This is a genomic window from Oceanicaulis sp. (assembly GCF_051859625.1).
In the GTDB taxonomy this organism is placed as follows: Bacteria; Pseudomonadota; Alphaproteobacteria; order Caulobacterales; family Maricaulaceae; genus Oceanicaulis.
The window spans coordinates 1066302-1090968 of the sequence record NZ_JBHYFH010000001.1; the positions used below are offsets into that span (position 1 = coordinate 1066302).

The 24667-nt window shown below is 62.9% G+C and carries 17 protein-coding genes; 10 read left to right on the forward strand and 7 right to left on the reverse strand.

Translation table 11 applies throughout. The annotated features are described in order from the left end of the window. Positions 1-53 precede the first annotated feature (53 nt). Together ACTIGF_RS05115 and ACTIGF_RS05120 are read left to right on the forward strand one after the other, a co-directional pair. On the forward strand, positions 54-1475 hold the full coding sequence (locus tag ACTIGF_RS05115; protein WP_439635841.1) for an NAD(P)/FAD-dependent oxidoreductase: 1422 nt from the start codon (positions 54-56) through the stop codon (positions 1473-1475). Positions 1476-1628: 153 nt separating this feature from the next. Beyond that, complete coding sequence (locus ACTIGF_RS05120) at positions 1629-2114, forward strand: YHS domain-containing (seleno)protein (RefSeq protein WP_439635842.1); 486 nt, start codon at positions 1629-1631, stop codon at positions 2112-2114. Between the two features lie 87 nt (positions 2115-2201). On the opposite strand, the gene ACTIGF_RS05125 is transcribed toward ACTIGF_RS05120, so the two are convergent. Then, positions 2202-3320: a phosphatidylinositol-specific phospholipase C1-like protein gene (locus tag ACTIGF_RS05125; RefSeq protein ID WP_439635843.1), complete on the reverse strand. Its 1119-nt coding sequence runs from the start codon at positions 3318-3320 to the stop codon at positions 2202-2204. A gap of 186 nt (positions 3321-3506) precedes the next feature. Between ACTIGF_RS05125 and ACTIGF_RS05130 the strand changes: the two genes are divergently transcribed. The 4 genes from ACTIGF_RS05130 to ACTIGF_RS05145 all read left to right on the forward strand — a co-directional run bounded on the left by ACTIGF_RS05130 (position 3507) and on the right by ACTIGF_RS05145 (position 7950). Continuing rightward, positions 3507-5996: a zinc-dependent metalloprotease gene (locus ACTIGF_RS05130; RefSeq protein ID WP_439635844.1), complete on the forward strand. Its 2490-nt coding sequence runs from the start codon at positions 3507-3509 to the stop codon at positions 5994-5996. An 84-nt stretch (positions 5997-6080) separates the two neighbouring features. Then, positions 6081-7016: an oxygen-dependent tRNA uridine(34) hydroxylase TrhO gene (gene trhO, locus ACTIGF_RS05135; RefSeq protein ID WP_439635845.1), complete on the forward strand. Its 936-nt coding sequence runs from the start codon at positions 6081-6083 to the stop codon at positions 7014-7016. Beyond that, positions 7009-7650 (forward strand): glutathione S-transferase, encoded by a 642-nt coding sequence (locus tag ACTIGF_RS05140; protein ID WP_439635846.1) that lies wholly within the window; start codon positions 7009-7011, stop codon positions 7648-7650. The genes trhO and ACTIGF_RS05140 overlap by 8 nt, the downstream gene beginning before the upstream one ends. A 75-nt stretch (positions 7651-7725) precedes the next feature. Continuing rightward, on the forward strand, positions 7726-7950 hold the full coding sequence (locus tag ACTIGF_RS05145) for a TIGR03643 family protein (protein WP_439635847.1): 225 nt from the start codon (positions 7726-7728) through the stop codon (positions 7948-7950). Here the strand turns inward: ACTIGF_RS05145 and ACTIGF_RS05150 are convergent. Beyond that, positions 7940-9535, reverse strand: a complete 1596-nt coding sequence (locus ACTIGF_RS05150) for an ABC-F family ATP-binding cassette domain-containing protein (protein ID WP_439636649.1) — start codon at positions 9533-9535, stop codon at positions 7940-7942. The genes ACTIGF_RS05145 and ACTIGF_RS05150 overlap by 11 nt on opposite strands. A 179-nt stretch (positions 9536-9714) precedes the next feature. On the opposite strand from ACTIGF_RS05150, the gene ACTIGF_RS05155 reads away from it, so the two are divergent. Next, complete coding sequence (locus ACTIGF_RS05155) at positions 9715-9894, forward strand: hypothetical protein (protein WP_439635848.1); 180 nt, start codon at positions 9715-9717, stop codon at positions 9892-9894. 215 nt (positions 9895-10109) lie between these two features. Here ACTIGF_RS05155 and ACTIGF_RS05160 read toward each other — a convergent pair whose 3' ends face one another. The 3 genes from ACTIGF_RS05160 to ACTIGF_RS05170 form a co-directional block, all read right to left on the reverse strand. Then, positions 10110-11576 carry an SLC13 family permease gene (locus ACTIGF_RS05160; protein WP_439635849.1) on the reverse strand — a complete coding sequence of 489 codons (1467 nt, stop codon included), beginning with the start codon at positions 11574-11576 and terminating at the stop codon, positions 10110-10112. A 145-nt stretch (positions 11577-11721) separates the two neighbouring features. Then, the gene (locus ACTIGF_RS05165) at positions 11722-12588 is read right to left on the reverse strand and encodes a PHB depolymerase family esterase (RefSeq protein ID WP_439635850.1); all 867 of its coding nucleotides are present in this window, start codon (positions 12586-12588) and stop codon (positions 11722-11724) included. A gap of 48 nt (positions 12589-12636) precedes the next feature. Continuing rightward, the gene (locus ACTIGF_RS05170; RefSeq protein ID WP_439635851.1) at positions 12637-15744 is read right to left on the reverse strand and encodes a TonB-dependent receptor domain-containing protein; all 3108 of its coding nucleotides are present in this window, start codon (positions 15742-15744) and stop codon (positions 12637-12639) included. Between the two features lie 179 nt (positions 15745-15923). Here ACTIGF_RS05170 and ACTIGF_RS05175 point away from each other — a divergent pair, with 179 nt between their 5' ends. The 3 genes from ACTIGF_RS05175 to ACTIGF_RS05185 are packed head-to-tail and all read left to right on the forward strand — an operon-like array spanning position 15924 to position 19917. Then, the gene (locus ACTIGF_RS05175) at positions 15924-17228 is read left to right on the forward strand and encodes a TetR/AcrR family transcriptional regulator (RefSeq protein WP_439635852.1); all 1305 of its coding nucleotides are present in this window, start codon (positions 15924-15926) and stop codon (positions 17226-17228) included. Between the two features lie 20 nt (positions 17229-17248). Next, positions 17249-18730, forward strand: coding sequence for a lyase family protein (locus ACTIGF_RS05180; RefSeq protein ID WP_439635853.1), 1482 nt, complete (start codon positions 17249-17251; stop codon positions 18728-18730). After that, entirely contained in the window at positions 18727-19917 is a 1191-nt protein-coding gene (locus ACTIGF_RS05185; RefSeq protein WP_439635854.1) for a M14 family metallopeptidase, read from the forward strand. The genes ACTIGF_RS05180 and ACTIGF_RS05185 overlap by 4 nt, the downstream gene beginning before the upstream one ends. Positions 19918-19964: 47 nt before the next feature. Here the strand turns inward: ACTIGF_RS05185 and ACTIGF_RS05190 are convergent, their stop codons facing one another. Next, entirely contained in the window at positions 19965-22778 is a 2814-nt protein-coding gene (locus ACTIGF_RS05190) for a PKD domain-containing protein (protein ID WP_439635855.1), read from the reverse strand. 332 nt (positions 22779-23110) lie between these two features. Next, complete coding sequence (locus ACTIGF_RS05195; RefSeq protein ID WP_439635856.1) at positions 23111-24481, reverse strand: M28 family metallopeptidase; 1371 nt, start codon at positions 24479-24481, stop codon at positions 23111-23113. Between the last annotated feature and the right edge of the window lie 186 nt (positions 24482-24667).

The window sequence follows — 24667 nt, forward strand, 5'->3', positions numbered from 1 at the left end:
GGCTCAACCCGCATGCAAAGACAAAAGGGCGAGCCGTCGCGGGGAGGCGACTCATGGCGATCACATCACTTGAGACTGATTATCTGGTCATTGGCGGCGGCGCCATGGGCCTGGCCTTCACCGACACCATCCTGACTGAAACCGACGCCGAGCTGATCATCGTCGACCAGAACGCCAAGCCGGGCGGACACTGGAACCACGCCTATCCGTTCGTGACGCTTCACCAGCCGTCGAGCTTTTACGGCGTGTCTTCCAAGGAGCTCAGCCGCGGGCAGCGCGATCAGGTGGGGCTGAACAAGGGGATGGGCGATCTCGCCAGCGGAAACGAAGTGCTGGCCTATTACGAGCAGGTGATGGACCATACTTTCCTGCCCTCGGGCCGGGTGCGGTTCTTCCCGATGTGCCGCTGGTTCGGCGACGGGCGATTTGAGCACATCCTGACCGGGGAGGTGTTCGAGGTGACGGTCCGGCGCAAGACCGTGGACGCCACGCATCTGAAAACCAGCGTCCCTTCGACCCACACGCCAAGCTTTGAAGTCTCGCCAGACGCCTGGTTCATGCCGCCCAATGACTTGCCCAAGATCGACCGTACGCCCAAGGGCTATGTGATCATCGGAGCGGGCAAGACCGCGATCGATTCCTGTCTCTGGCTGCTGAAACAGCGAGTCGACCCCAATCTCATCCAGTGGATCATGCCGCGCGACGGCTGGTTGCTGGACCGGCGCAACACCCAGACCGATCCTGAATTCTTCTTTGACACCATCGGCGCGCAGGCGCGCCAGTTCGACGCCATCGCCAACTCCACCAGCATTGAAGACATGTTCGACCGGCTGGAAGCGGCGGGGTATTTCCTGCGGATCGACCCCGATGTCCGGCCTTCCATGTTTCACGGGGCGACCGTCTCGCGCATGGAGCTGGAGGCGTTGCAGTCGATCAAAACCATCATCCGCAAAGGCCGCGTGAAGACCATCAGCGCAGATACAATCGTGCTGGACGGCGGCGAGATCGCCATCAGCCCCGATCATGTGCTGATCGATTGCTCGGCCCGCGCGGTCAGCAATGACGCCATCGCGCCAGTCTTTCAGGGCGAGAAGATCGTGCTGCAGATGGTGCGCTCCTATCAGCCCGTGTTCAGCGCCGCTTTCATCGCCCATATCGAGGCCGCTTATACGGATGAAGCCGAGCAAAACCGGCTGTGCGGGGTGGTGCCGCTGCCCAATCACGACACCGATTTCATCCGCTTCACCGTCGCGTTCATGATGAACCAGTACAACTGGAGCCAGATTCCCGAGCTGCGCGCCTGGCTGAGAGCCAACCGGCTGGACGGTTTCAGCAAACTCGTCAGCGATATCGACCCTGAAGACAGTGAAAAGGTCGCGCTGTTGCAGGGCATGCGCCAGTCCGCGCCCGCCGCGGTCGCCAAGCTGTTTGAGTATCTCAACCAGCTTGATCAGGCGCAAACCGCAAACGCCTGACCGCATACGGGACTTCCCCGACCGTAAAACCCATTAAGGACAATTCCGTCTACAAACCAGGTTCAGTTTTGTCTCTTTTACCCGAGCTGACCGAAGGCGCTGCGCCTTCACTTCCGCTCGCTGACCTCCAGCGCGCCAACTCGGAGAGAGACCATGAAAACCCTGATTTCCACCACTCTGATCGGCCTTGCGCTGGTCGCCACCACCGCCCCGATCGCCCTGGCCGAAGACGAAAACAACGTCACGTCCGGTTACACCCTGGCCGGCGCCCCGCTGGGCCTGCACGGCTCTGATCCGGTCGCGCTGATCGAGACCGGCATCCGCCTTGATGGCAGCGCCGAGTTCGCCCACGTGCATGAAGGCGTCGCCTATTACTTCAGCACGCGCGCCAATCTGCGCACCTTCCGCCGCAGCCCCGAAGCTTACATCCCGGCCTATGGCGGCTTCTGCGCGCTCGGCGTGGCGCTTGGCAAGAAACTGGACGGTGATCCGCGCTTCTCCGCCGTGCGCGACGGCCAGCTCTATGTCTTCGTGAACGAGGAAATCCTGCGCAACTTCCTCAATGACGAAGCGGGCACGCTGGCGCGCGCCGAAACCAACTGGACCCAAATCGAGCACACCGCAGCGTCCGAGCTGTAAGGGCTTCCCCCTTCCCTTGCAGCGTAAGGGTCTCCCCCCGCCCTTACCGGACGACGAACGGGCGGCCGCATCGCGGCCGCCCGTTTCTTATTGTGCTGCCGGCGAGGTCGTCACCGGGTTGCAGCGCACCGCCAGACCGCCAGGCAGGCCCACCTGATACCCGCTCCACTCGGTGCGCGGCTGCGGGTAATCGGTGCTGACCCAGTGCGCGCCGGACTCAATCGCCGCGTCCCGGCGACTGACATCCCCCGACCGCGCTTCCACCGTGTTGGCGTCGGCGCGCGTGCGCACCAGAAAGCCCGCGTTCACCGCATGCCCGATCATCTGGGCGTCCGCGACCGGATCATTGAGGATGAAGACCGCCGCATGATCCGCCTCCACGCTTTCTGACAGGGTGAACATCAACCGCCCTTCCAGGGATGACGCGTCACCGCGATAAGCCTCTGCTTTCTCCCCGCGCTCATCGAGCACCAGCATGATCCGGCCTCGCGCGTCGCCCAGGCTTGGCCAACCGCCCGCCAGAACGCCGTCGCGCAAGCTGGCGTGATCGCCGCGCACCGCGTCTGGAATGATGAGATGGTCTGGCGCGAACACGCTTGCGAATTCGGCGTCGAGCGCCGCAAAGGCTTCGCGGTCGAAATCAAGCGTCTCGACCGCCCCCGGCGCATCGATCCCGCCGGTCTTGGCGTTAAACATCACCATGATCGGCGCGTGGGCCGGATGGGCCAGCGACCAGTCGCGAATTTCGTTCATACAGGCGACCAGCGTCGAACAGCTTGAACGCACATCGATATCGGCAATATGGAGCACCTTGAAGCCCGGCGCGTCCATGTCTGTCGCTTCATAGGGCGCCGCGCCGGGCTGACCGGCCATCATTGCGGGCATCATCGGAGTGGCGAAGCGCCCGCCCTCAGGGTCATAGACAATGTCGATCTCGAGATTGCGCATCCCGGCGTCCAATTGGTCTGCGAGCGGTGGATGCGCGTAATCGAGCCCCACCACATCGGGGTTCTGCGCCATCAGCGCCGCCAGCTCGGCGGGCGGAATCGCCTGCTTGTAACTGTTATGCGTGCCGATGGTCTGAAGCGCGGTGATCGGCAAAGCATCAAAGGCGCGCCCCGCTTCGGCGTCCAGATCAACACCCGCCGGGCATTCCAGCGAAGGATGACTGACAGACAGGATGAGCGACACAACAAGGCTGAGCATCAACGCCCCCTCTTTCAAAATCTCCCGAACAAGAAGGCCATGCCAGCGCGCGGCGCTCAACGCAAAAACCGCCCGGTCGCTGAAGCGTCATAATCCCAGACCTCTGGATTGCAGGCCCTGTTCAAACCCGCCTGGTCTGGCTAGCCTCCTCCCAAGAGCGCGAAACGCGCCAAGGGGAGACTGACCATGTTGCGAGCGATCACCGGCGCCCTGGCGCTGTGTCTGGCCGTGTCCGGCGCACAAGCGCTGGCTCAGGACGAAGCCAGCTTTACAGAAACCGTCGAAGGGCTGAGCCGTCAGGACGGGCTGATCACGCTCTATCCCGACCCCGCCAAGGGCCGGGTGCTGGCTGCGCTCTCCCCGGCTGAGGACGGCGTGCTGGGCCGGATGATCTACACGGCGCGCCTGACCTCGGGGCTGGGATCAAATCCTGTGGGGCTTGACCGGGGCCTGGGGACCGACACCTGGATCCTGCGCTTCAGCCGGGTGGGCGATGCGGTCTTCGCCGAGTTTGAAAACACGCGCTACGCCGCCCTGGGCGCGGGCGCGGATGAAAGCGCCGCCACGGCGCAATCCTTCGCCCGGTCCGTCATCTGGCGCACCGACATCCTGTCTGAAAGCGCGGACGGCGAAGTGCTGATCGACCTGTCCGGCTTTCTCAAGCGCGATCCGATCAACGCGGTCGGCGCCCTGGACAATGCTGGCCAAGGGTCGTTCTCGGTCGACGCCGACCGCAGCGCCCCGCTGGCGGACAGCGTTCTGAGCTTTCCTGAAAACATCGAGATCGACACGCTTCTGACCCTCAGCGCGTCCGAGCCCGGCGCGGAAGTGCGCGCCACCGCGCCCTATGCGCAAGCTGTGACCCTGACCGTGCATCACTCCTTCATCGCGCTGCCAGAAGACGGCTATGAATCCCGCGCTTCGGATCCACGCAGCGGCGCGTTCGAACTGACACGCTATGACATGGCGACGCCGCTCGATGAGCCCTTGCAGCGCGGCTATGCCCGCCGGCACCGGCTGGAACGGATTGATCCGGACGCCGCGTCCGGCCCGGTGGTCGAGCCCATCGTCTATTACGTGGACCGCGGCGCGCCCGAGCTGATCCAGCAAGCCCTGATCGAGGGCGGGAACTGGTGGGCGGAGGCGTTTGAGGCCGCCGGCTTTGAAGACGCCTATCGCGTGGAGCTTTTGCCAGAGGGCGTGCATCCGCTAGATGCGCGCTACAATGTCATCCAATGGGTGCATCGTCAGACCCGCGGCTGGTCTTATGGCGCATCCGTCACCGATCCGCGCACCGGCGAAATCCTGAAAGGCCATGTGATCCTGGGCAGCCAGCGCGTGCGCCATGACCGGCTTATCTTTGAGGGCCTGATGGGCGTGGAGCAGACCGGGACCGGCGCGGCGGATGATCCGCTGGAGCTGGCGCTGGCGCGCGTGCGCCAGCTCTCCGCCCACGAGATCGGCCATACTTTGGGGCTGATGCACAATTTCGCCGCCAGCACCAATGATCGCGCCTCGGTGATGGATTACCCCGCGCCGCTGATCCGGTTTGACGAGGCCACGGGCTTTGACGCGTCACAGGCGTATGATGTGGGGATCGGCGAATGGGATATCGCCTCGATCTCCTGGCTCTACAGCCAGTATCCGGACGAAGCCGCAGAAGCCGCCGGGCTGGAAGCGATCCTGCAGCAAGCCCGCGAAGACGGCCTTCTGTACATTTCCGACCGTCATTCCCGCGGCAACAGCTCCGGCCACCCGCTGGCCAATCTGTGGGATAACGGATCAGACCCGGTGGACGCGCTGAATGACACGCTGGTGGTGCGCGCCGCAGCGCTGAACCGCTTCGGGACCGATGTGCTGGCCCAGGGCTTGCCGCTGAGCGAGATCCGCAATGTGTTCCCACCGATCTATCTCTATCACCGCTATCAGGTGGAGGCCGCGGCCAAGGCGCTGGGCGGCGTGATGTTCGCCTATGAGGTCAATGGCCCGGACGTGTCCGGCGTCACCGATTACGACCCGGCCCAGCAGCGGCGGGCGCTCGACGCCCTGGCGCGGACGCTGGAGCCTTCAAGGCTCGACATTGCAGACGCGACGCTGCGGCTTCTCACCCCCTCGCCCTTTTCAGATTACGACGCCATCGCCCAGCGCGAACAGTTTGAGACCGACCAGTATCCCGCTTTCAGCCGCGCCAACGCCGCCGCCGCGGCGGGCCGGATCAGTCTGTCCGCCATGCTGGCTCCGGCCCGGCTGGCGCGTCTGGAGGAACAGGCCGCCCGCAACCGCGACGCCTTGAGCCCTCAGGCGGTTCTGGCGCGGGTCGAGGGCGTCCTGTTTGACGCGCCACGTGACGAGGCGGCGCGTCTGGCGCCGCTGCGCGCGGCGCTGCAGGACGAGTATGTCAGTCAGCTCCTGCGCGTGGCCGGCGGCTCGACGCCCAGCGCCGCCAGGCTGGCGCGGTCAGCGCTCACGGACCTGCTGACGGAAGTCTCCGGTCGCCGCACACACGTCAGCGACAGTCAGGCCGTCGCTCTGAGAGCGCAAATCGAAGCCGGACTTCAAGCGATTGACGAGGGCCGCACCCTGTCGATCCCGAGCACGGACATCCCGCCGGGCAGCCCGATCGGGGCGGATGGGTGTTTCCATTGCGATAGCGGGGATCGGCTAGGGCTGAACTAGGCCGCAAGGGCCGGGGCGTTTCACCGCGCCCCGGCCTGCGATCTGATGGTGTTTTTGGCGCGCCGGTTTTGGCATAAGGGCGTCATGACCCAGTTTCGCGTCGCCGCACTTTATAAATTCACACCGCTCGTCGCCGACAAGGCGCTGCAGGACCGGCTTCTGACCGCCTGCCGCGAGCACGATGTCTACGGCACCTTGCTGATCGCCAGCGAGGGGATCAACGGCACCATCGCCGGATCATCAGACGCCATCGAGGCTGTTCTGAACGTGATCCGGTCCCTGCCTGGCTGCGCAGATATCGAACACAAGGATTCCTTCGCCGACGAACAGCCCTTCCTGCGCATGAAGGTGCGGCTGAAAAAGGAAATCGTGACGCTGGGCGTGCCCGGCGTGGACCCTCAGAAAGCCGTCGGATCCTATGTGGCGCCGGAAGACTGGAATGAGCTGATTTCGGCGCCGGACGTGGTCACCATCGACACGCGCAATGATTACGAAGTGCGCATCGGCCAGTTCAAGGGCGCGGTGAACCCCGAAACCACGAGCTTTCGCGAGTTTCCCGACTGGTTCAGAAAGTTTCGCGAGACCCGCCCCAATGCGCGGATCGCCATGTATTGCACAGGCGGCATACGCTGCGAGAAATCCACCGCCTTCGCCCTGACCGAAGGGCTGGACGAGGTCTATCACCTCAAGGGCGGCATTCTGAAATATCTCGAAACCGTGCCCGAGGAAGAGAGCCTGTGGGAAGGCGATTGCTTCGTCTTTGACCGCCGGGTCGCCGTGCGTCACGGGCTGGAGCTGGGCGATTACACCACCTGCCACGCCTGCCGCGAACCGCTGGGACCGGAAGATCTCAAATCCCCGCACTTCGTCGCCGGCGTCAGCTGCCCGCATTGCCATGAGGCCCGCAGCGAAGAACAGCGCCAGCGCTATGCCGAGCGTCAGCGCCAGGAAGCGCGCGCCGCCGAACGCGGCGAACGCCATGTGGGCGCCATACTGGATGCTGACGCGGACAATGACTGAAGCCCTGCCCGTCCTGTACTCCTTCCGGCGCTGCCCCTACGCCATGCGCGGGCGGATGGCGCTGGACGCCGCGCAGATCGCAGTCGAGCACCGCGAAATCCTGCTGAAAGACAAACCCGCTGAAATGCTTGAGGCGTCGCCCAAGGGCACAGTGCCGGTGGTGGTACTGCCGGACGGCCAGGTGATCGAGGAAAGCCTCGATGTGATGCACTGGGCTCTAGCTCAAAACGATCCCGAAAACTGGTGGCCGGACGACGCCGAGCTACGGTCAGACATCCAGGCTCTGATCGCGCGCAATGACGGCGACTTCAAGCATCATCTTGATCGCTACAAATACGCCAATCGCTATGAGGGCGCGGTCTCCGACGACCATCGCGCCGCCGCATCTCAAATCATCGACGCGCTTGAAGCACGCTTGAGCACATCCTCACAGCTGTGCGGTGATGCGCCTTGTCTGGCTGATATCGCGATTTTCCCGTTCATTCGCCAGTTCGCCAACACGGATCGGGACTGGTTTGACGCTCAGAGCTGGCCAAACCTGCAAGCCTGGCTGGCGGGGCATCTGGCTTCGGAGCGCTTCGCCCGGATCATGGCCAAGCACGATCTGTTCGTCTCGGCAGCCGCTCAAGACTGAGGCGCGCTTCACCCCTCGTCAGGCTCGACGCCCGCCCTAGCTCAGTGTCTCTGACGCGAACAGGACGAGTGAGCCATGGCGCCCGAAGAGATCAGCGAAATCATCGCCCTGGCCTGGGCGGACGATGTGAGCTTTGAGGCGATCGAAAAAGACACAGGGCTTAGCGAGCCTCAGGTCATCGCGATCATGCGGCGGTCGTTAAAGCCCTCAAGCTTCCGGCTCTGGCGTAAACGCGTGTCGGGCCGGGCCAGCAAGCACGCCAGGATCAAAGCCGCGCGCGACGCCGCGCCTAGAGTTTGATCGTGCCGCGGTCCGCCTGCAGGATCAGCTTGCGGTAATCATTGAGATCGCCGTCATAGCGCGACGCCTTGCCGTCATTCACCAGCCAGAGCTGATCGGCGGTGCCTTCGGCGAGATAGACATCGTGGGTGATCAGGATGACGGCGCCCTTATAATCGTTGAGCGCGTAGATCAGCGCTTCCCGGCTGTCGATATCCAGGTGCGAGGTCGGCTCGTCGAGGATCAGCACATGGGGTTTTTCCATCGCCATCAGGCCCAGCAGCAGACGCACTTTCTCGCCGCCTGACAGCTTCTCGATATTCGTGCCGACCTTTTCATGGGCGAAGCCCATCGCAGCCGCGGCGGCGCGCTGCTTTGATTCAGGCGAGCCCGCAGGCAAGGCGTCCTGCACGTGCTGCAGCACCGTCTCGCCCGGCCTTAACTCATCCATCTGGTCTTGCGAGAAATAACCGATGCGCAAGGCGCGCGGCGCCGTGCGATCACCCGCCAGAAGCGGCAAGCGTTCGGCGATGGATTTCACCAAAGTCGTCTTGCCCTGGCCATTGGCGCCGACAATGGCGATGCGGTCTTCGGGATCCAGCCGCAGATCCACACCCCGAAGGATTACCGCCTCTTCACCATAGCCCACTTTTGCGTCGCGCAATTGCAGCAAGGGCGGAGACAATTTGTCGGCCGAGCTGGGGAAGGAGAAGGGCGTGGTGCGTTCGGCGATCGGAATGCTGATCTCTTGCATCTTTTCCAGTCGCTTGACCCGTGATTGCGCCTGGCTGGCCTTGGAGGCCTTGGCGCCGAACCGGTCGATGAAAGACTGAAGGTGCGCGCGGTCAGCCTCTTGCTTGGCGCGCTGGCTTTCCAACAGCGCGGTCTTCGCCGCACGCAGTTTCAGCCAGGCGTCATAGCCGCCCGGCGACACCGAAAGCTGTTGATGCTCCAGCGCCATCGTATGGGTGACGCACCGGTTCAGCATTTCGCGGTCGTGGCTGACGATCAGCACGGTGTGGGGGTATTTCTTCAGATAGCTTTCAAGCCAGGCCGCGCCTTCCAGATCGAGATAGTTGGTCGGCTCATCGAGCAGCAACAGGTCAGGCTCTGAGAACAACACCCCGGCGATGGCGGCGCGCATGCGCCAGCCGCCTGAAAACTCTTTCGTCGACCGGTAGAGGTCCGCATCGCTGAACCCCAGCCCCATCAGGACTTCCGCGGCGCGCGATTCCGCTGACCAGGCGTCGATATCCGCCAGCCGCATATGGATCTCGCCAATGCGGTCGGGGTCGGTCGCGGTTTCCGCTTCCTGCATCAGGGCGTGACGTTCTTCGTCGGTGGCCAGCACCACGTCGAGGATGGTGTCGTCAGACGCCGCGACCTCCTGCGCCACCCAGCCCATGCGCGCGCCCTTGATCAGGCGGATCGCAGCATCCGGCGACGGCTGATCGATCTCCTCTCGGATCAGCTTGAGCAAGGTGGACTTGCCCGTGCCGTTGCGGCCCACCAGACCGACCTTCCAGCCGCTGGAGATTTGCGCCGAGGCGTTTTCAAACAGCGAGCGGGCGCCGATACGGTAATCGAGATTTGAGATCGTAAGCATGGGGGCGGTGTAACCGTCACAGCGCGCGGTGCAATGAAAAGCCGCTGTGCGGTGCAGCATGAGCGCGCCAGGGCGCCTCGCGGGCAACGTCATAAAACCGTCTTAAACACTGGACTTTCCTCAAAACGTATATACATTGCATAGCCGTTGCATAGCAGATGCGAGATTGGATCCGGTCCATGGCTGACGACAAAAAGGCGAAGAAGAAAAAAGACAGCCAGCTTGTCATTCGCCTGAACAAGGACCAGCGCGATCAATTCGTTCAGCTGTGCGATGATCTGGATACCAGCGCCGCCCGGGAATTGCGCCTCTTCATCAGGGGCTTCATCGCCCGCCACACATCTGAAGAGAGCGCATGACCTCAAAAGACGCGCCTCACTCATCAAGGAGACCCGACATGGCGTCGAAAAAAGTCAAAGAGCTGAAAAAAGAGATCAAAACCCGCAAGGCGAAGATCGAAAATCAGGAAACCAAGCTGAAAAAAGCGAAAAAAGCGCTCAAGAAAGCCGCTTAACGCTCAAGCCCTGAGACGACTAAAAGCCCGCCGGTCTCCGGCGGGCTTTGTTCTATGCGATCAGGTTGGAAACACGGCGGGCGCCAGCAGCAAGGCGACCACGCTCAACACCGCGACAGCGATGATGTTCAGCACCAGCCCCACCCGGGCCATGGCCGGAATGGCTACAAGCCCTGAGCTGAACACCACGGCGTTGGGCGGCGTGGCCACCGGCAGCATGAAGGCGCAACTGGCCGCCAGCGTGACAGGGATGACATAGATCAGCGGGTCCTGACCGGTCTCGACCCCGATGGCCGCGATCACCGGCAGGAAGGTCGCCGTGGTCGCGAGATTACTGGTCAATTCGGTGATGAAGATCACCAACGCCGTCGCCGTCACCACGAGCAGGATGGCGTTGATGGTCCCGACGCCGACCAGCTGTTGCCCCATCCACAAGGCCAGGCCTGAGCTGGTGACGGCGGTCGCGAGCGCCAGCCCGCCGCCGAACAGCGCCAAGACGCCCCAGGGCAGTCTGGACATGGCGTCCCAGGTCATCAACGCCTGGCCTTTCTTCCCCGAGGGGATCAGGAAGGCGGCGACCGCGGCCGTCATCGCGACGCCGGTGTCCGTCAGCTCACCCAGGAAAGGCAGGCTGCTCAGCCAACTGCGCGACAGCCAGCCGAACACCAGAAACCCGAACAGAAGCGCAGTGCGCACCTCCGCCTTGCTCATGGCGCCGAGCCCTTCGCGCATGGCGCGGATATGCTGGACGGCTTCGTCCGAGGCCTTGAAATTGATCGGATAGATGAAGCGTGTCAGCACCAGCCAGGCCAGCGGCAGCATCACCAGCGAGACCGGCACGCCGACCATCATCCAGCGCGCAAAGTCGATCTGGACATCGTAATTGTCCGCCATGAACCCGACCATGAAGGCGTTCGGCGGCGTGCCCACCAAAGTGGCGACCCCGCCCAGCGTGGCGCCATAGGCCAGGCCCAGCAGCAAGGAGACGCCAAAATTCTCACGCTGGCGCGGCGCGAGTGTCGGCATGGTCTCGTTGATCACCGTGAAGACCGAAACCGCGATGGGCAGCAGCATCAGCGTCGTCGAGGTGTTGGAGATCCACATGCTCACAAACGCCGCTGCGCCCATGAAACCGGCGACCAGAGCCCGTGCGTCGGCGCCGGCGATGGCGAACACGCCCAAAGCAATGCGCCGGTGCAAGCCGCACCGCTCGATCGCCAACGCCACCACGAACCCGCCAAAGAAGAGATAGATGATGGGGTGCGCATACGGCGCCGCGATCTCACGCGTGGACACAACGCCCAGTATCGGCAGCGCGACCAGCGGCAAGAAGGCGGTGATGGCCACCGGAATGGCTTCGGTCGCCCACCAGATGGCCATCAGAACGCCGATGGCGGCGACGATTGTGGCCTGTTGCGGCAAACCTTCAGGCGAAAAGGTCAAAGCCGTGATCAGGGCGGCGATCGGCCCCAGAACAAGACCTACGCGCTGATAAAGAGCCGGGCCGGAAGTTTCTTGTGCGATCATTGCGTTCGCCTGTCTTGAGGTTTTGTCGTTTCAGAGGCGCGCGACATAGATCCCGCTCGCAGACACGCCGCTGTCTGAGGGTCGCCGCATCACGAGTTCGGTCATCTGAATAGGCGTAGGGCTGCGATGGCGGGGCGCGCGATCATCATTCAACGTCTCCCGCCTGCTCGCGTATCTCCGCCGCGATCATCCACGCCGCGGCCTCCGCCATGCCGGCGTTGTCATGCGCCACTCCGGGCACGCTGCCTACGCGCCAGCCATAGGTCACGCCCAGCGCGTCCGCTCGGGCGCGGGCGGCGTTGGCGAAATAAACGCCGCGCGCATAGCGATGCGGGCCTTGCGCCTCAGCCTCGGGCGTATGGCGCAGATGCTGGTGACGGGGGTCGACATCTCTCTCGCCCAGCAAAATGGTCAGCGGCATGCCCACCCAGCGACCGATATCGTCCTCGCTCACCGATGTGCCGCCCGTCCCGTAAGGCCAGGCCCGGCTGGCGTCCGGCAGCGTGTACCAACCCGCATTGGCGCTATAGGCCGTGATCAGATGCGGCAGGTCTTCAAACAACAGCGCCCGGTGGACGAACTGCGCACCGGCGGAATGCCCGAACAGATAATATCCGGAAGCTTCACCGCCGCGCCGGGCGATGGCGCTGAACAAAGGCTCAAGCGCCGCGTAGGCCGATGGCCCGTCCCGCCCCACGCCGCCCAGATTATACAGAGCGGCGCCGGGGAAATCCGCCGCGGAGAACTCTGGCGCATAGACCCGTAGCCCATACTGTTGCGCCAGCTCCCGCCAATTGTCGCGATAGTCATCGGCGTTGCGGTTCACGCCATGCATGACCATCACCACCGGCGCGTCGGGCAAGAGCCCGGTCGGCGGCTCCAGATAGAAGACGCGGAGCGGCGGTCCCGCCCAGTCCGAAAAAACGAACTGGCCAGCCTGCCAGTCCTCGGCGCGCGCGAGGCTGAACGACGTCGTCAGAAGGACGATCAGAGAGATGAGAAATCGCATCATGAGAGCGTCCGGGCGCCGTCGTCTGGACGGCGCCCGGCCTGCCTCTGCCTAGAAGCGCTTGCGAACGTCGAAATAGACCTGACGTCCGCGAATGCTGTGATACGCGGCGTCATATCCGTTGGTTTCATCAGCCAGGGGCGGATCTTCATCAAAGATGTTGTTCGCGCCGACGCGGATCCGCATGCCGTCCAGAAGGCCCTCTGCGTCAATGTCATACTGGACATAGGCGTTGGTCTGGGTCCAGGCGTCGACGAAGAACGGATCGCCATTGGGATCAAGCCCGGCGCCGGTGTCGATGAACTCGCTGGTGTAGTTTGCCCGGGCGCCTGCGCCCCAGCCACTGCGATGGCGCCAGGTGACAGAGCCTGAGACCCGCCATTCCGGCTGACCGTTCTGCAAGATGATGTCGCCTTCCTGGGACACGGTGATCTCGTCAGAGATCAAGCCGCTCTCAACCGCGTCAGCGATTTGTTGCGCGCCTGGCGACAGGGCGATGAAGTAGGTGTCGAGATAGGACGCGTTCACCTTGAAGTCGAAATCGCCGATCGGCGTGTCATCCAGCGAATAGTAGACACCGTAATCGGTGCCTTCGACGTCGATATCCTCGTTATTGTCGTAGGTGTCGCGAACGAACAGGATTTCACCGGCAGGGGTCAGACCCGCCGCATTGTAGAAATCAATATCGTCCTGGTTGGGATCGGCCCGCACCACATTCGGGTTCGACGACCCCTGCAGGCGCAGCAGGTAATCCAGACTGATATGGTTGGCTGCGCCGAACACGCCGACCACATCCGTGCGTTCGATCTCCCAGCGATCGACGGTGACCGTCAGATTATTCAGGAAGCTCAAAGGCCCTTGCAGACCACTCGGTTCGAAGACGAATCCGTAGGTGATGTTGGTGTCGTCTTCCGGACCAATATCGTCCGCCACGGACCGACGTTCGGTGCGGCCTTCCGTGAAGCCCGTACAATCGGCGAACGTGGCGAACGTGCCATTGCGCACGCCCGCTTCACAGGCATAGCCGTCACGGCGGGAGTTTGAACGGTCCACGCCTTCGTTGACCACGATCAGGTTCGGCGCCCGGAAGCCCTCCGAATACGCGCCGCGCAGCTTCAGCCCGGCAAACGGGATCCAGGCCGCCGCCACACGCGGTTTCACGCCGCTTCCGCCAAAATCAGAATAGTCCTCGTAACGCGCCGCAAGCTGAACGTCGAAGGTTTCGACGAGCGGAATGTTCATGTCCGGGCTGACGATCGGCACGGACGCCTCGGCGAACACGCCATACACGGAACGCGAACCGCTGGAATCCGGCGTCGGGCTGGTGCCGTAAACGTCGCTCTGGCTGACCTCGCCCGTCACCATGTCAGTGAAGGTGATGGTGCCGTCCAGACGGTCATCGCGGTTTTCATCATAGGCTTCGTAACGCGCTTCAACACCGGCGGCGAGACCGATCGGTCCGCCCGGCAGCTGGAAGACATCACCATTGCTGACCTTGAAATCGATCAGCGCCAATTCCGACGTGCTCTCACGCTCGACATCAATCAGGAAAGGCTCGATGAGATTGCGCGGGTTCGGCGTGGCGTCACCGATGGAGGGATTGTTGGGATCACCGCCATTGAACAGATTGTAGACGTCCGGCCCTTCCTTGAAGAGCTCTTGCTGGAACAAGGTGCGCGAGATGGAATTGTTCGCGGTGTCCCGCGCATAGCCACGGTTATAGAGCGCTGCGCTATCCCAGTCCCAACCGGAATCGCCGAACTCGCCACGGGCGCCGCCCAGAATGCGGTACTGGGTGTTGACGACTTCAATGTCGCGGAAACCCACATCCACGAAGCGATAGCGACCCGCATCCGTAAAGACCGGCAGGCCTTCAACCGGCACATTGGACAGGCCCGGCAGGCGGTTGGGATTGACCGAACCATCCGAGAACGTGACCGGACCGAACGGGTTGTAGTAATAGCTCGCCGGCACCGAGATGCCTGTTGCGGAAATGCCGTTGCGCGGCTCGTTCGTGGACCGCGTCTCGGCGTAATACACGCCCAGCTCGCCATACAACTCCACGCCATTGTCCATGGCGTGGTTGAAGAAGCCGAAGGCGTTGAAGCGATCCCGGTCAGAGATGATCGAGCGCTCATAAGCGCCGTCAAACCTCAGATCCCGATCCTGCGTGCTGTCATCAATACACAGTCCAGGCGTGGACAGGACATCCGCCCGGCACCCCGGAAAGCTGTCCGGCTGGAAGTGGAAGCGTCCTGACGAATTGGTCAGGATATTGCCGTTCTGACGAACCCGCGTGGCGGACGTGGTGTTCAGCGTCCACTGCCCCCAGGGAGATTGAGTGGCGCGGTTGTCAAAAGAGACATCGCCTTCAAAGCTGGTCCCTTCAAGGAAAGGGCGACGGTCCTCACTTGCGGCGACTTCGATCTCGGAGGCCATCAGCCCCTCACGGCGCGAATACTGCACCGCCAGCGAGGCGTTGGTGCGGCCCTCATTGAAATCCTGCCCGCCCCGGATCGTCACGGTCTGCTCATTCAGACCATTGCCGGTGGCGTAAAGGTGCCGGCCGCGCGCGTAAAAACCCACGAAATCATCATCAAGGATGGTGTTGAACACGCCGGCGACGGCGTCTGTGCCGTAAATCGCGGACGCGCCGTCATTGAGCACTTCGACGCGGGAAATCCCGGCGACCGGCAGCGAGTTGACGTTGGTGGTGGTCACCGGCGTCGACAGCTCCGCCTGGGTGGAGGGGTGGTTGACGACGCGACGCCCGTTCAGCAGCACCAGCGTGCCGCTCGATCCGATGGAGCGCAGGTTGATCGAGGCCACATCGCCGCGCGCATTGTTGTTTGTGGTGTTGTTGTCGGTGCGGAACGCAACGCCGCCCTGGGCCGGCAAGGAGCGGATCAGGTCTTCACCGTCCACGCCGCCAATGCTCGCAAGATCTTCCTGTGTGAGAATGGTGACCGGCAGGGCTTCGTTGACGCGAGCGCCCTGGATATTGGTGCCGGTGACGATGATCACATCCGCCGTGGCGGGCCGTTCAGCTGTCTCTTGCTGCGTCGTCTCGACAGCTTGTGCGAGTGCGGCTTCGCCCAGCGCCAGAGCGCCAAGCGCGCCGAAAGCGATTCCGGAACGGAGAATCGTTTTGAAAGTCATGTGTCCCTCCCATGCGTTTTTGTTTTCCCGACGAGAGCAATGGTTCTGGACACTGTCAATGAAAATTATACACTCGGTTCAAATTCCGTACGGACTGCCCGCTGTAAATTGTCAGCCGTGGCGCCAAAGCTACTATGACCAGCCGTAGCGGACTGGAATTTTGAGGGGGGACCTCGACGATGACTGTACTCAGACCTGACTTCCCCGATCACAGCTCTGCTTTCTCTCGCAGCCAGGAACGCGATCGCAAGACAGCCGCCATCCGCTCCGCCGCGTCGCGCCGCTTTAATGCACACGGGGTTCTGGGAGCGCGACTCGAAGACATCACCGCCGATCTCGGCCTCACAAAGACCAGCATTTCATACTATTACGCGTCCAAGGAGGAGCTCGCCGAAGCGGTCTTCCTCTCCTCGGTCGACTTCTTGCTGGAGGCGGTGAAACGCGCCGAAGCGGCCAATGACGCGCCCGGTCTGAAAGTGCTGGCGCTATTTCAGGCCTATGCCGAGCAATTGTCTGACGCCATTGCAGATCAACGCCCCTTCCCGGCGCGCCTTCAGGAGCTCGACACCCTGTCTGAGGAGGTCCAAGCGCGGATCACCTCGCGGCTGGGAGAGGCGGTCAACCGCGTCAACGCCATGACGAGCGACTGGCTGAGCCAGTCTGATCTGACCGCCCGCCGGGCCGAACCGGTCACCTATTGCCTGTTCGGTCTGCTGGACTGGCTGACCGTGCGCGCGGGCGAAGAGAGCGGCGCGCAATTCTCCAGCTCCGCCGACGCCTTGCACGACATCCTGCTGCAAGGACTGACGGCGGAGGGGCCGGTTTTCAATGAGATCACGCCGCATTTCGTCTCTTCAGGCGAGCTGCCGCAGATTTTCGACCGCAAGGCCCGCAACCGCATGAAGCGGGAAGCCTTCCTCAAGGCCGGCATCCGCTTTTTCAATCTGTATGGCGTTGAAGGCGTCTCCCTCGCCGAGGTCGCAGGCTCGCTGGGGGTCACGCGCGGGGCGTTCTATTATCATATTCCGGACAAGGAGAGTTTTCTGGACCAGTGTCTGGAGCACTCCCTGCAAGCGGTGGAGACCACGCTGGACGCCGCCGCTGAAAGCACGGACGGGCTGGCCTTCATCCGTCGCGCCGTCTTTGACCTGATCTACATGCAGGCCACCGGCATGTCGCCGATCATCCGGCTGGAGTTGATGGCCGCCCTGCCCGCGGCGCGGCGCAACCGCCATCAGGCCCGCTTGCGCAACATCACCCGCCGCCTGGGCGACACCTATGACGCCGCCGTCAGCGCAGGCGAGGCGCGCCCGCACGACGCCTCGATCGTGGAATCCCTTCTGACGGGCGTGATGTTCATCAATAGCGGCTTCACCCTCGCCGCTTCCAGCACCATGAATGACTGGCGCATGAGCCAAAGCCCCCTCTCGGCGACCAATGATTTCCTGCATGTCCTGCTGTACGGTCTGGCGGCGCGCCCATGAAAGCTCGAAGTCTCCTTTTCATGTTTATCGTGCTGGCCGCCTGCTCCGAGCCGGAGGCGAACACCAATCCTGCGCCCGAGACTGACCTCAGCGCGACCCTCGCAGAGCGCCAGCATGAGGCGGCCGCCCCGAGCTTCGTCCCGCAAAGCCCGGTGCTTTCACCCAATCGCGAGATCGAAGCGGTCTTTTCAACCGCAGCCCTGAACGCTCAGGTCTTGCGTCTGGAAGCCGCGCTGGCGCGCGCCCAGGCGGCGGAAGGCGTCATTCCCCAAAGCGCTGCAGACGCCATCACCGCCGCCGCCATTCCCGAGAACATTCCCCAGGACGCAATCGACGCCGAATACGACATCGTGCGCCATCGCATGGTGGCGCTGTTGAACGTGCTGCGCCGGTCGCTGGATGAAGACAGCGCGAACTATCTGCATTACGGCGCGACCACCGTAGACCTCTATGACAGCGCCGCCATGCTGCAGATGCGCGAGGCGGTCTTCGCCCTGATCGAGGATTTGCGCGTCATCGAGCTGCAGCTCATCGAGCTGGCCGATCAGTACAAGACCACGCCGATGATCGGGCGCACGCTCGGCCAGCACGCATTGCCGATCACCTTTGGCAAGAAGATCAGCGGCTATATCGGCGAGAACCGGCGCCATATCGACCGGCTGAGCGACCTGCTCGACCGGATCGAGCGCTCCATCATCATGAAAGGCGCGGTGGGCAGCTATCTGGGGCTCGGCCCCGAAGGCCAGCGTGTCGAGGCGCGCCTGGCGTCTGAACTGGGCCTGCCCGCCCCCTATCCCGATGACTGGCACGCCAGCCGGGACGTGTTCGCAGAGTTCGCTCTCGTCCAGTCCATGATGGCCCACAGCTGGGCGCGGCTCGGGCAGGAGGTGTTCCTGCTTCAGATGACCGATATCGGCGCACTGGTGGAAGAGCGCCCCGGCGGCGCCGTGGGTTCGTCCACCATGCCGCACAAGGTGAACCCATCCCTGTCTGAAGCGCTGATCCAGCAGGGCCGGTCCATTCCGCGCCTCGCCGAGATCGTGCAAGACGACATGATCAATGTCTTTGAACGCGACAACACCTCACGCCCCAACAGGGCCGTCGCTGACATCGCGCTCGCCACGGAAGACATGCTGGGCGACGCCAGCCGTCTGATCTCGCGCTTGCGGATCAATGAGGCGCGCATGGCGGAAAACCTCGAACTGAGCCGGGGCTGGATTCTGACCCAGCGCATCGTCTTCGCCGTGCAGGACGATCTGGGCCGTGACGGCGCCGAACACCGATTACGGGATCTGGCGACCGCCTCAACAGGGACCGGCGCCAGCCTGCGCGAGGCCATTGAAAGCGACCCTGAATTGTCGGCCCTGTTTCAGCCAGGTGAGCTTGATGAGCTGCTGAACCCACGCACCTATCTCGGCCTTGATGCTGAACTGGTGGATGAAGTGATCGCCCAGGCCCGCGCCGCCAGAGAGACCGATCCGGTCCGAACGGAGACCCCATGACCCCCAAGCCCCTGCTCCGCCTCCTGATGCTCGGCGCGGCCCTGACCGCGGCGGGTTGCGCCACCCCGGACACGCTCTCTGACGCCCAGCGCGCCAGCTGTGAGACCGGCGCCGTTCGCCTGACCCAGGACTTCTCCACCGCGCCTGATTATGCGTGTGAGCGCACGGGGGACGCCGCTTTTGAGCTGGTCGTCATCCCTGAAGACCCCGACATCAATCCCAGCCCGTGGTACGCGTTCGATCTTCACGCCGAGCGGGCAGGCGAAGCGCAGGTCGCGCTCGAATATCCGCAATACCGCCATCGCTATCAGCCGCGCATCGAGATCGAAGACGGGCATTGGGTCGCCCTGCCAGAAGACGCCGTCATGGTGTCCGAAGACCGCCAACACGCCACGCTCACACTGGACATCGCCCCCGGCGCAACCCGGATCGGCGCGCAGGAAGTGATCTCTCTTGAAGCGCGGGCGATGTGGCGCGCCGCCTTCGCGGATCGGACCGGGATGACCCGCCGCGTGATCGGTGAGAGCCGACAAGGCCGCCCCATCGAGGCGCTGTCACGTCCTGCGGCTTCGCCCGGCGCGCCCCTGATCATCATTCTGGGCGGCCAGCATCCGCCTGAAGTGCCGGGCGTTCTGGGTCTGCGCGTGTTTCTGGACGCGCTGTTCGGAGCTGAGGCCAATCCGTCCGTGCTCGACGGTTATCAATGGCTGATCATCCCCGACCTCAATCCCGATGGCGTCGAGAACGGTCATTGGCGGCACAATACGGGCGGGCTGGATCTGAACCGGGACTGGGGCCCGTTCACCCAGCCGGAAACCGCCGCCGCCTTCGCTGCGATCCAGGCTCAGATCACGGACGGGCATGCGCCCTATCTGCTTCTGGATTTTCATGCCACGCGGCGCGATGTGCTCTACACCCCGCCGGACGCGGCCGAGCTGACGCCGTTCGCATTCAGCGAGGACTGGATCGCCCTGATCGAAGAGGAATGGGGCAGCGAGACGCCCGCCTTTGATCGCGGCCCCAGCCACAATGTCGGCATGCCCACCTCCAAGACCTGGTTTGCGGACACCTACGCCGCGCCGGGCGTGACGGTGGAATATGGCGACGACACCGACCGCGACCGCATCACCGCTCTGTCGCAAACCGCGGCGCGGGCGCTGGTGCAGTATCTGGGCGAAGATCGATAAAACGCACGGTGCGGTGAGAGACGCCCTCTCGCCGCACCGCTCAACACTTACTGGATGACCTGGATGGCGTGGGTATCTTCCGTCACGCTGTCAGAATGCGCCACGACGATAAGCGCACGCCCGTCATCGGAATAGAAGACCTGATCCAGTCTCGGTGAAGCGCCCGTCGCATCGAAGTACAAGGGCGAGACGTCAATAGCTCCGCTATCGAGATACGAGCTGTCGCTGAACAGACGGACCTGGTTACTGCTGACGACCGCCCAGAGCGACTCCTCCTCGGAATGATCCGCCCACAGGACGGTTTGGCGGGGCGCCAGCGATTCCACATAGTTCATGTCGAACGAGGGATCGTCCGAAGCCCGGAATACATGCCCTCCAGCCACCAGAATGCGGGTGCTGTCCTCGCTGATCCAGAGATTTCCGGACATGGCGTAATCGCCATGATAGGGCGAATCCCTCGAAGTTATCTGGCTGAGATTGCTCACAGAATACCGCTCGATATCGCTCGGATACAAACCCCTGTTCGCGCCATAGACCGCCCCCCCTGACGACCGCATGCGCAGTTGCGTGCCCGCGCGTGCACCCCATCCGGCGTGAACCGTATCGGACAGGAAATCCGCCGCCAGAAAGCTGACCCACTGGTCCCGGACGGGAACCGTATAGGCGACCCGGCGATCATCGATGACGACATCGCCCCAATCCGCATCAACGGCCTGGGTGTCGCTTAACTCAGCCCCGTCTTCATTCAAGGCGATGAGAGAGATCAGCCCCTTGTGCGAGACGGCGGCGTGGGTCCCGCTAGGCGAGACATCAACGGCATAGCCCGGTTGTGGCAGCTCAACCACTTGCTCGGAAAAGTCATCCAGATCCCGGATGCGCAGTTGGCTTCGGTCTGACTGGACGTAGAGGATCTGGTTCTTGACCTTGTTGTAGATGATGTCGGTCGGCCGACCGTCAAGCCGAACCTGAAGCGCCTCGCCCGCGCTGACCACATGGACTTCGATCGTCTGGGCGGGCGCAGACTTTTCGCCATCACTCACCACAAGGCTGAACCGGTAGGTCCCCTCAAAGTTCGGGGTGAACCTCAACTCGGCCTGATCGGCATCGGTCAAGATCAGCGAACTGTCCTGCGGCTCGCTCATCAGGGCCCAACTATAGCTGAGCGACTCGCCTTCGGGGTCATAGCTGCGACTTGCATCCAGCCGGATCGACTGACGCACATGACCGGCGCTGCTGTTGGCGATTATCGTGACCGGCGGATTATTGAGATTGCTCTGGTCCACCATAGCGCGGGTGAAGACCGCATAGTTCTGAGGATTGGTGGGGTGATCGGCAGCGTAGATCCGGATGAACTCATCATCGCCCATCACCACCTTCAGAGGCGTCGCCGGACGACCTGCAGCCATATCCGGCAGCTCCAGCGTCTGGACCCGCTGACCACCGGAGCCGTCATAGACATTGAGCTGCGCGGCGCCGGAGACCGTCTCAATAACATACCAGTAACCGGTTTCCGTTTGCTGTTCGGCGTCAATGATCAGACCGGTGCGATCTAGCTGGGTGCGGTACGTCAGATCCGTGGCCCGGTCATCGGTCGCACGGACGATTACGCCGCATGCGCTGAGGATTTCAGTCCCGCTATCGGCAATCCAGAGGTCGCCGCAAAATGGAAAGTCGCCATGGTAAGGCGAGTCATAAACTAGCGTCGCAACCCCATCCGTGATGTCGTAACGCTCCACATCACTGGGCGATAGGCCACGGTCTGCGCCATACGCCTTCATCCCATTGGGGTGGATCTGCATTCTGGTGCCTGGGTAGGCCAAGCTCCATGTCGCGTGTTGAACGCCCGTTTCCAGATTTACGGAATTCAAGCTCTCACTTCGATTTCGCGAGATGAAATGCGCGTTGCCATCATTATCAACGATCAGGTCGCCCGGCTCGTTCGTCACGTCCCAGGTCGCGACCAGGCTTGCGCTGGACATATCGATGAAGGAAATCCGGTCCTGATGCCCGGCCGCGATCCATCGGCCATTGGGCGAAACAGCAAGCATGAGCACGGTCGCAGGCAGGGTGAAGGTATGAGTGCTGGTCCCGTCCTCGCCGACCACACGCACTGTGCGCTCACGTGACGAGACGATCAGTTCACCCGTCGCGCTCGCTTCGAGATAATCAAAGCCATTCGCCAAAGCGGTCTGGCTGTAGGTGCTGACAGCAACCGACACCGTGGAGGTCACGGGATCATAGCCGTCATCCAGCTCCAGCTCGAAGGTGTAGTCGCCCGCAACGTCAAATTCCACGGTATGGACAGGCCCGGTCAGACGCTCGCGCAGACGGGTGCCGGACGGAGAGGCGATCAGCGTCCATGTATACCCCAGAGGCTGGCCATTTATGTCGCTTGATCCCGACGCATCCAGAGTCACCGGCAAACCCACAGCCGTCTGAGACGGCATGGAATCAATCACCAGATTGGGGGCGTCATTGCTCAGGCTCAGCTCGACCGTGTCCCGCGCAGACCCGCCTCTGCCGTCATTCACCGTCATCTCGACCGCGTATTGTCCCGGCGCCAGAGTCTTCAGTCGCGGTCGCGGCGTGTTTGCATCCACAAGCGACGCGCCAGCCCCTGTCGGCTGTTGGGTGATGACCCAGCCGAAACTCAGGTGATCGCCATCCGGATCGCTGCTAGCAGCGCCATTCAGGATGACGCCAGAAGCGTCCAGAGAGGCGGTGATATCCGCTCCGGCATTCGCCGTTGGCGCAGAGTTTGAAGACGTTGAAGGAGGCGTGCCGCCTGAATCCCCGCTGCCGCCGCCCCCGCACGCGCCAAGAATCAAGGCGCACGCCGACGCCATCGCTAATCGCTTCACGATGCAATCCCCCCTGAGGCGAGCCCTAACGCCCCTTGTTCTCCCTGAGTTGATTAAGGCCAGATCGACCCTCAAATACAAGCCGTTGAATACGAAAATTCATGCGCAGCCACAGTTGCCGCCGGAGCGCGATCCAGTCCGCGCTGACGCGCCCTGACCTGTGAGGGCGTCGTTGTCGACTTGAACGATCATCGCAAGCGGATACCCGGTCGTCGCAGCCCGGCCTGGCGTGATTTCAGCATCGGCGCCTCTGTGGCGCTGTTCCTTTTAGACAGAGAAGCCCGCCGCAATCCGGCGGGCTTCTCCATTCGGGACTGATCCGTCAGCAGGCCTTAATAACCGCCAAACGATCCCGCAGGGCCAGGGAAGACGACCGGGCTTTCCGACCCGTCCGTCGCCACCGACGACACGCCGAAATAGTAATTGTCGATGACAATGTTCTCGAGCGTGAACTCGGTCACGTCGCCCACAAAGCGGCTATAGGTCCATTGAGGCGCATCGGTCAGGCGCCAGTACACACGATAGCCCATCAGGTTTTCAGCCGGCGCGCCCGAAGGACGCGACCAGCTCAGCGTTGTGGAGGGCTGCACAGCGCCCGAAATCGTCACATCCGCCGGAAACGGCGGCGCGCCCGCCAGCTGGGCCAGCGTTGCGATATTCAGACCAGTGAGTTTGGCGGCATAGTCAAAATCGACGGCCTCCAACACGTCGCCATAGTCAATGCCGTCCTCGACCCGTATGTCCTGGTGCTGGCGGTTATAGTCCTCATGGGTCTCCATGATCCGCACGCCCGGCATGCCGGCGTCATTGAACGGGCGATGATGGCCGCCGCGGCCGAACCGGTCGAGGCGATAGACCATCATCACATCCAGATTGGGCACATACTGGTCCGCGGTGCGGTCAATGAACCGCGCCAGATTACGGGAGGGCGAATCCACCTCGCCGCCCGTGAAGCGACGAATACGGGCTTCTTCAGGCGTTTCGGTCGCACGCGTGCCTTCTGAGAATACGCGCGCCGTTGAGTTGTCCACCACGCCGTCAATCCCGGCGCTGTTGCCGATCATGTCGTTATTGAGCACGGCCTTGATCCGCCAACCCTGTTCCAGCGCGTAATCAGCGACGATCCGCCCGCCGAACAGGCCTTGCTCCTCCCCTGCGAGCGCGGCGTACATGATGGAGCCCGCAAACGTGTCCTGGCTGAGCACTCGCGCGGCTTCCAGCACACCCGCGACCCCCGAGGCGTTGTCATTGGCGCCGGGGCTGATGCTCGTCGCGTCCATCACGTCCGACACGCGGCTGTCGATATCGCCAGACATCACCACCATGCGGTCCGGGTCTGACGCCCCGCGCTGAATGGCGATCACGGAGACCACGTCCACAGGGTCGGGGATACGGCGCTCTCCGCTGATCGTTTCGGAGACATACATGACCTCAAGGCACCCGCCGCACTCGGCTGAAATGCGCAGGAACTCGTCATGGATCCAGCGACGCGCCGCGCCGATCCCTTGCGTCTGGCTTTCGGTCTCCGACGCCGTATGACGCGTGCCGAAGCTCACGAGCGTGGTGATGTCCGCTTCAATGCGGTCCGCCGAAACCGCCGCCACATAATCATGCACGTCGAGCACTTCAGACGGCGGCGCCACCTGTGCGCCTGACGCCGCGGTCAGGCCCGCCGCCAGAACCATGCCCATGACAATCCGCATAATGATTTCTCCCCTGTCGGCCCGTTCAGACCCAATTGGGGAGCAAGCTAGACCGGCGCCATCGACGCGCCAAGGCCAGCCGCCCCGGCGTCATGTCCGGTTATCATCAGGGCGCGGATGATCGGCTCAGCGCATGGCGCCCGCAAAGGGCTTTCATCTCTGGCGCGGACAGAAATCAAGCCTTAG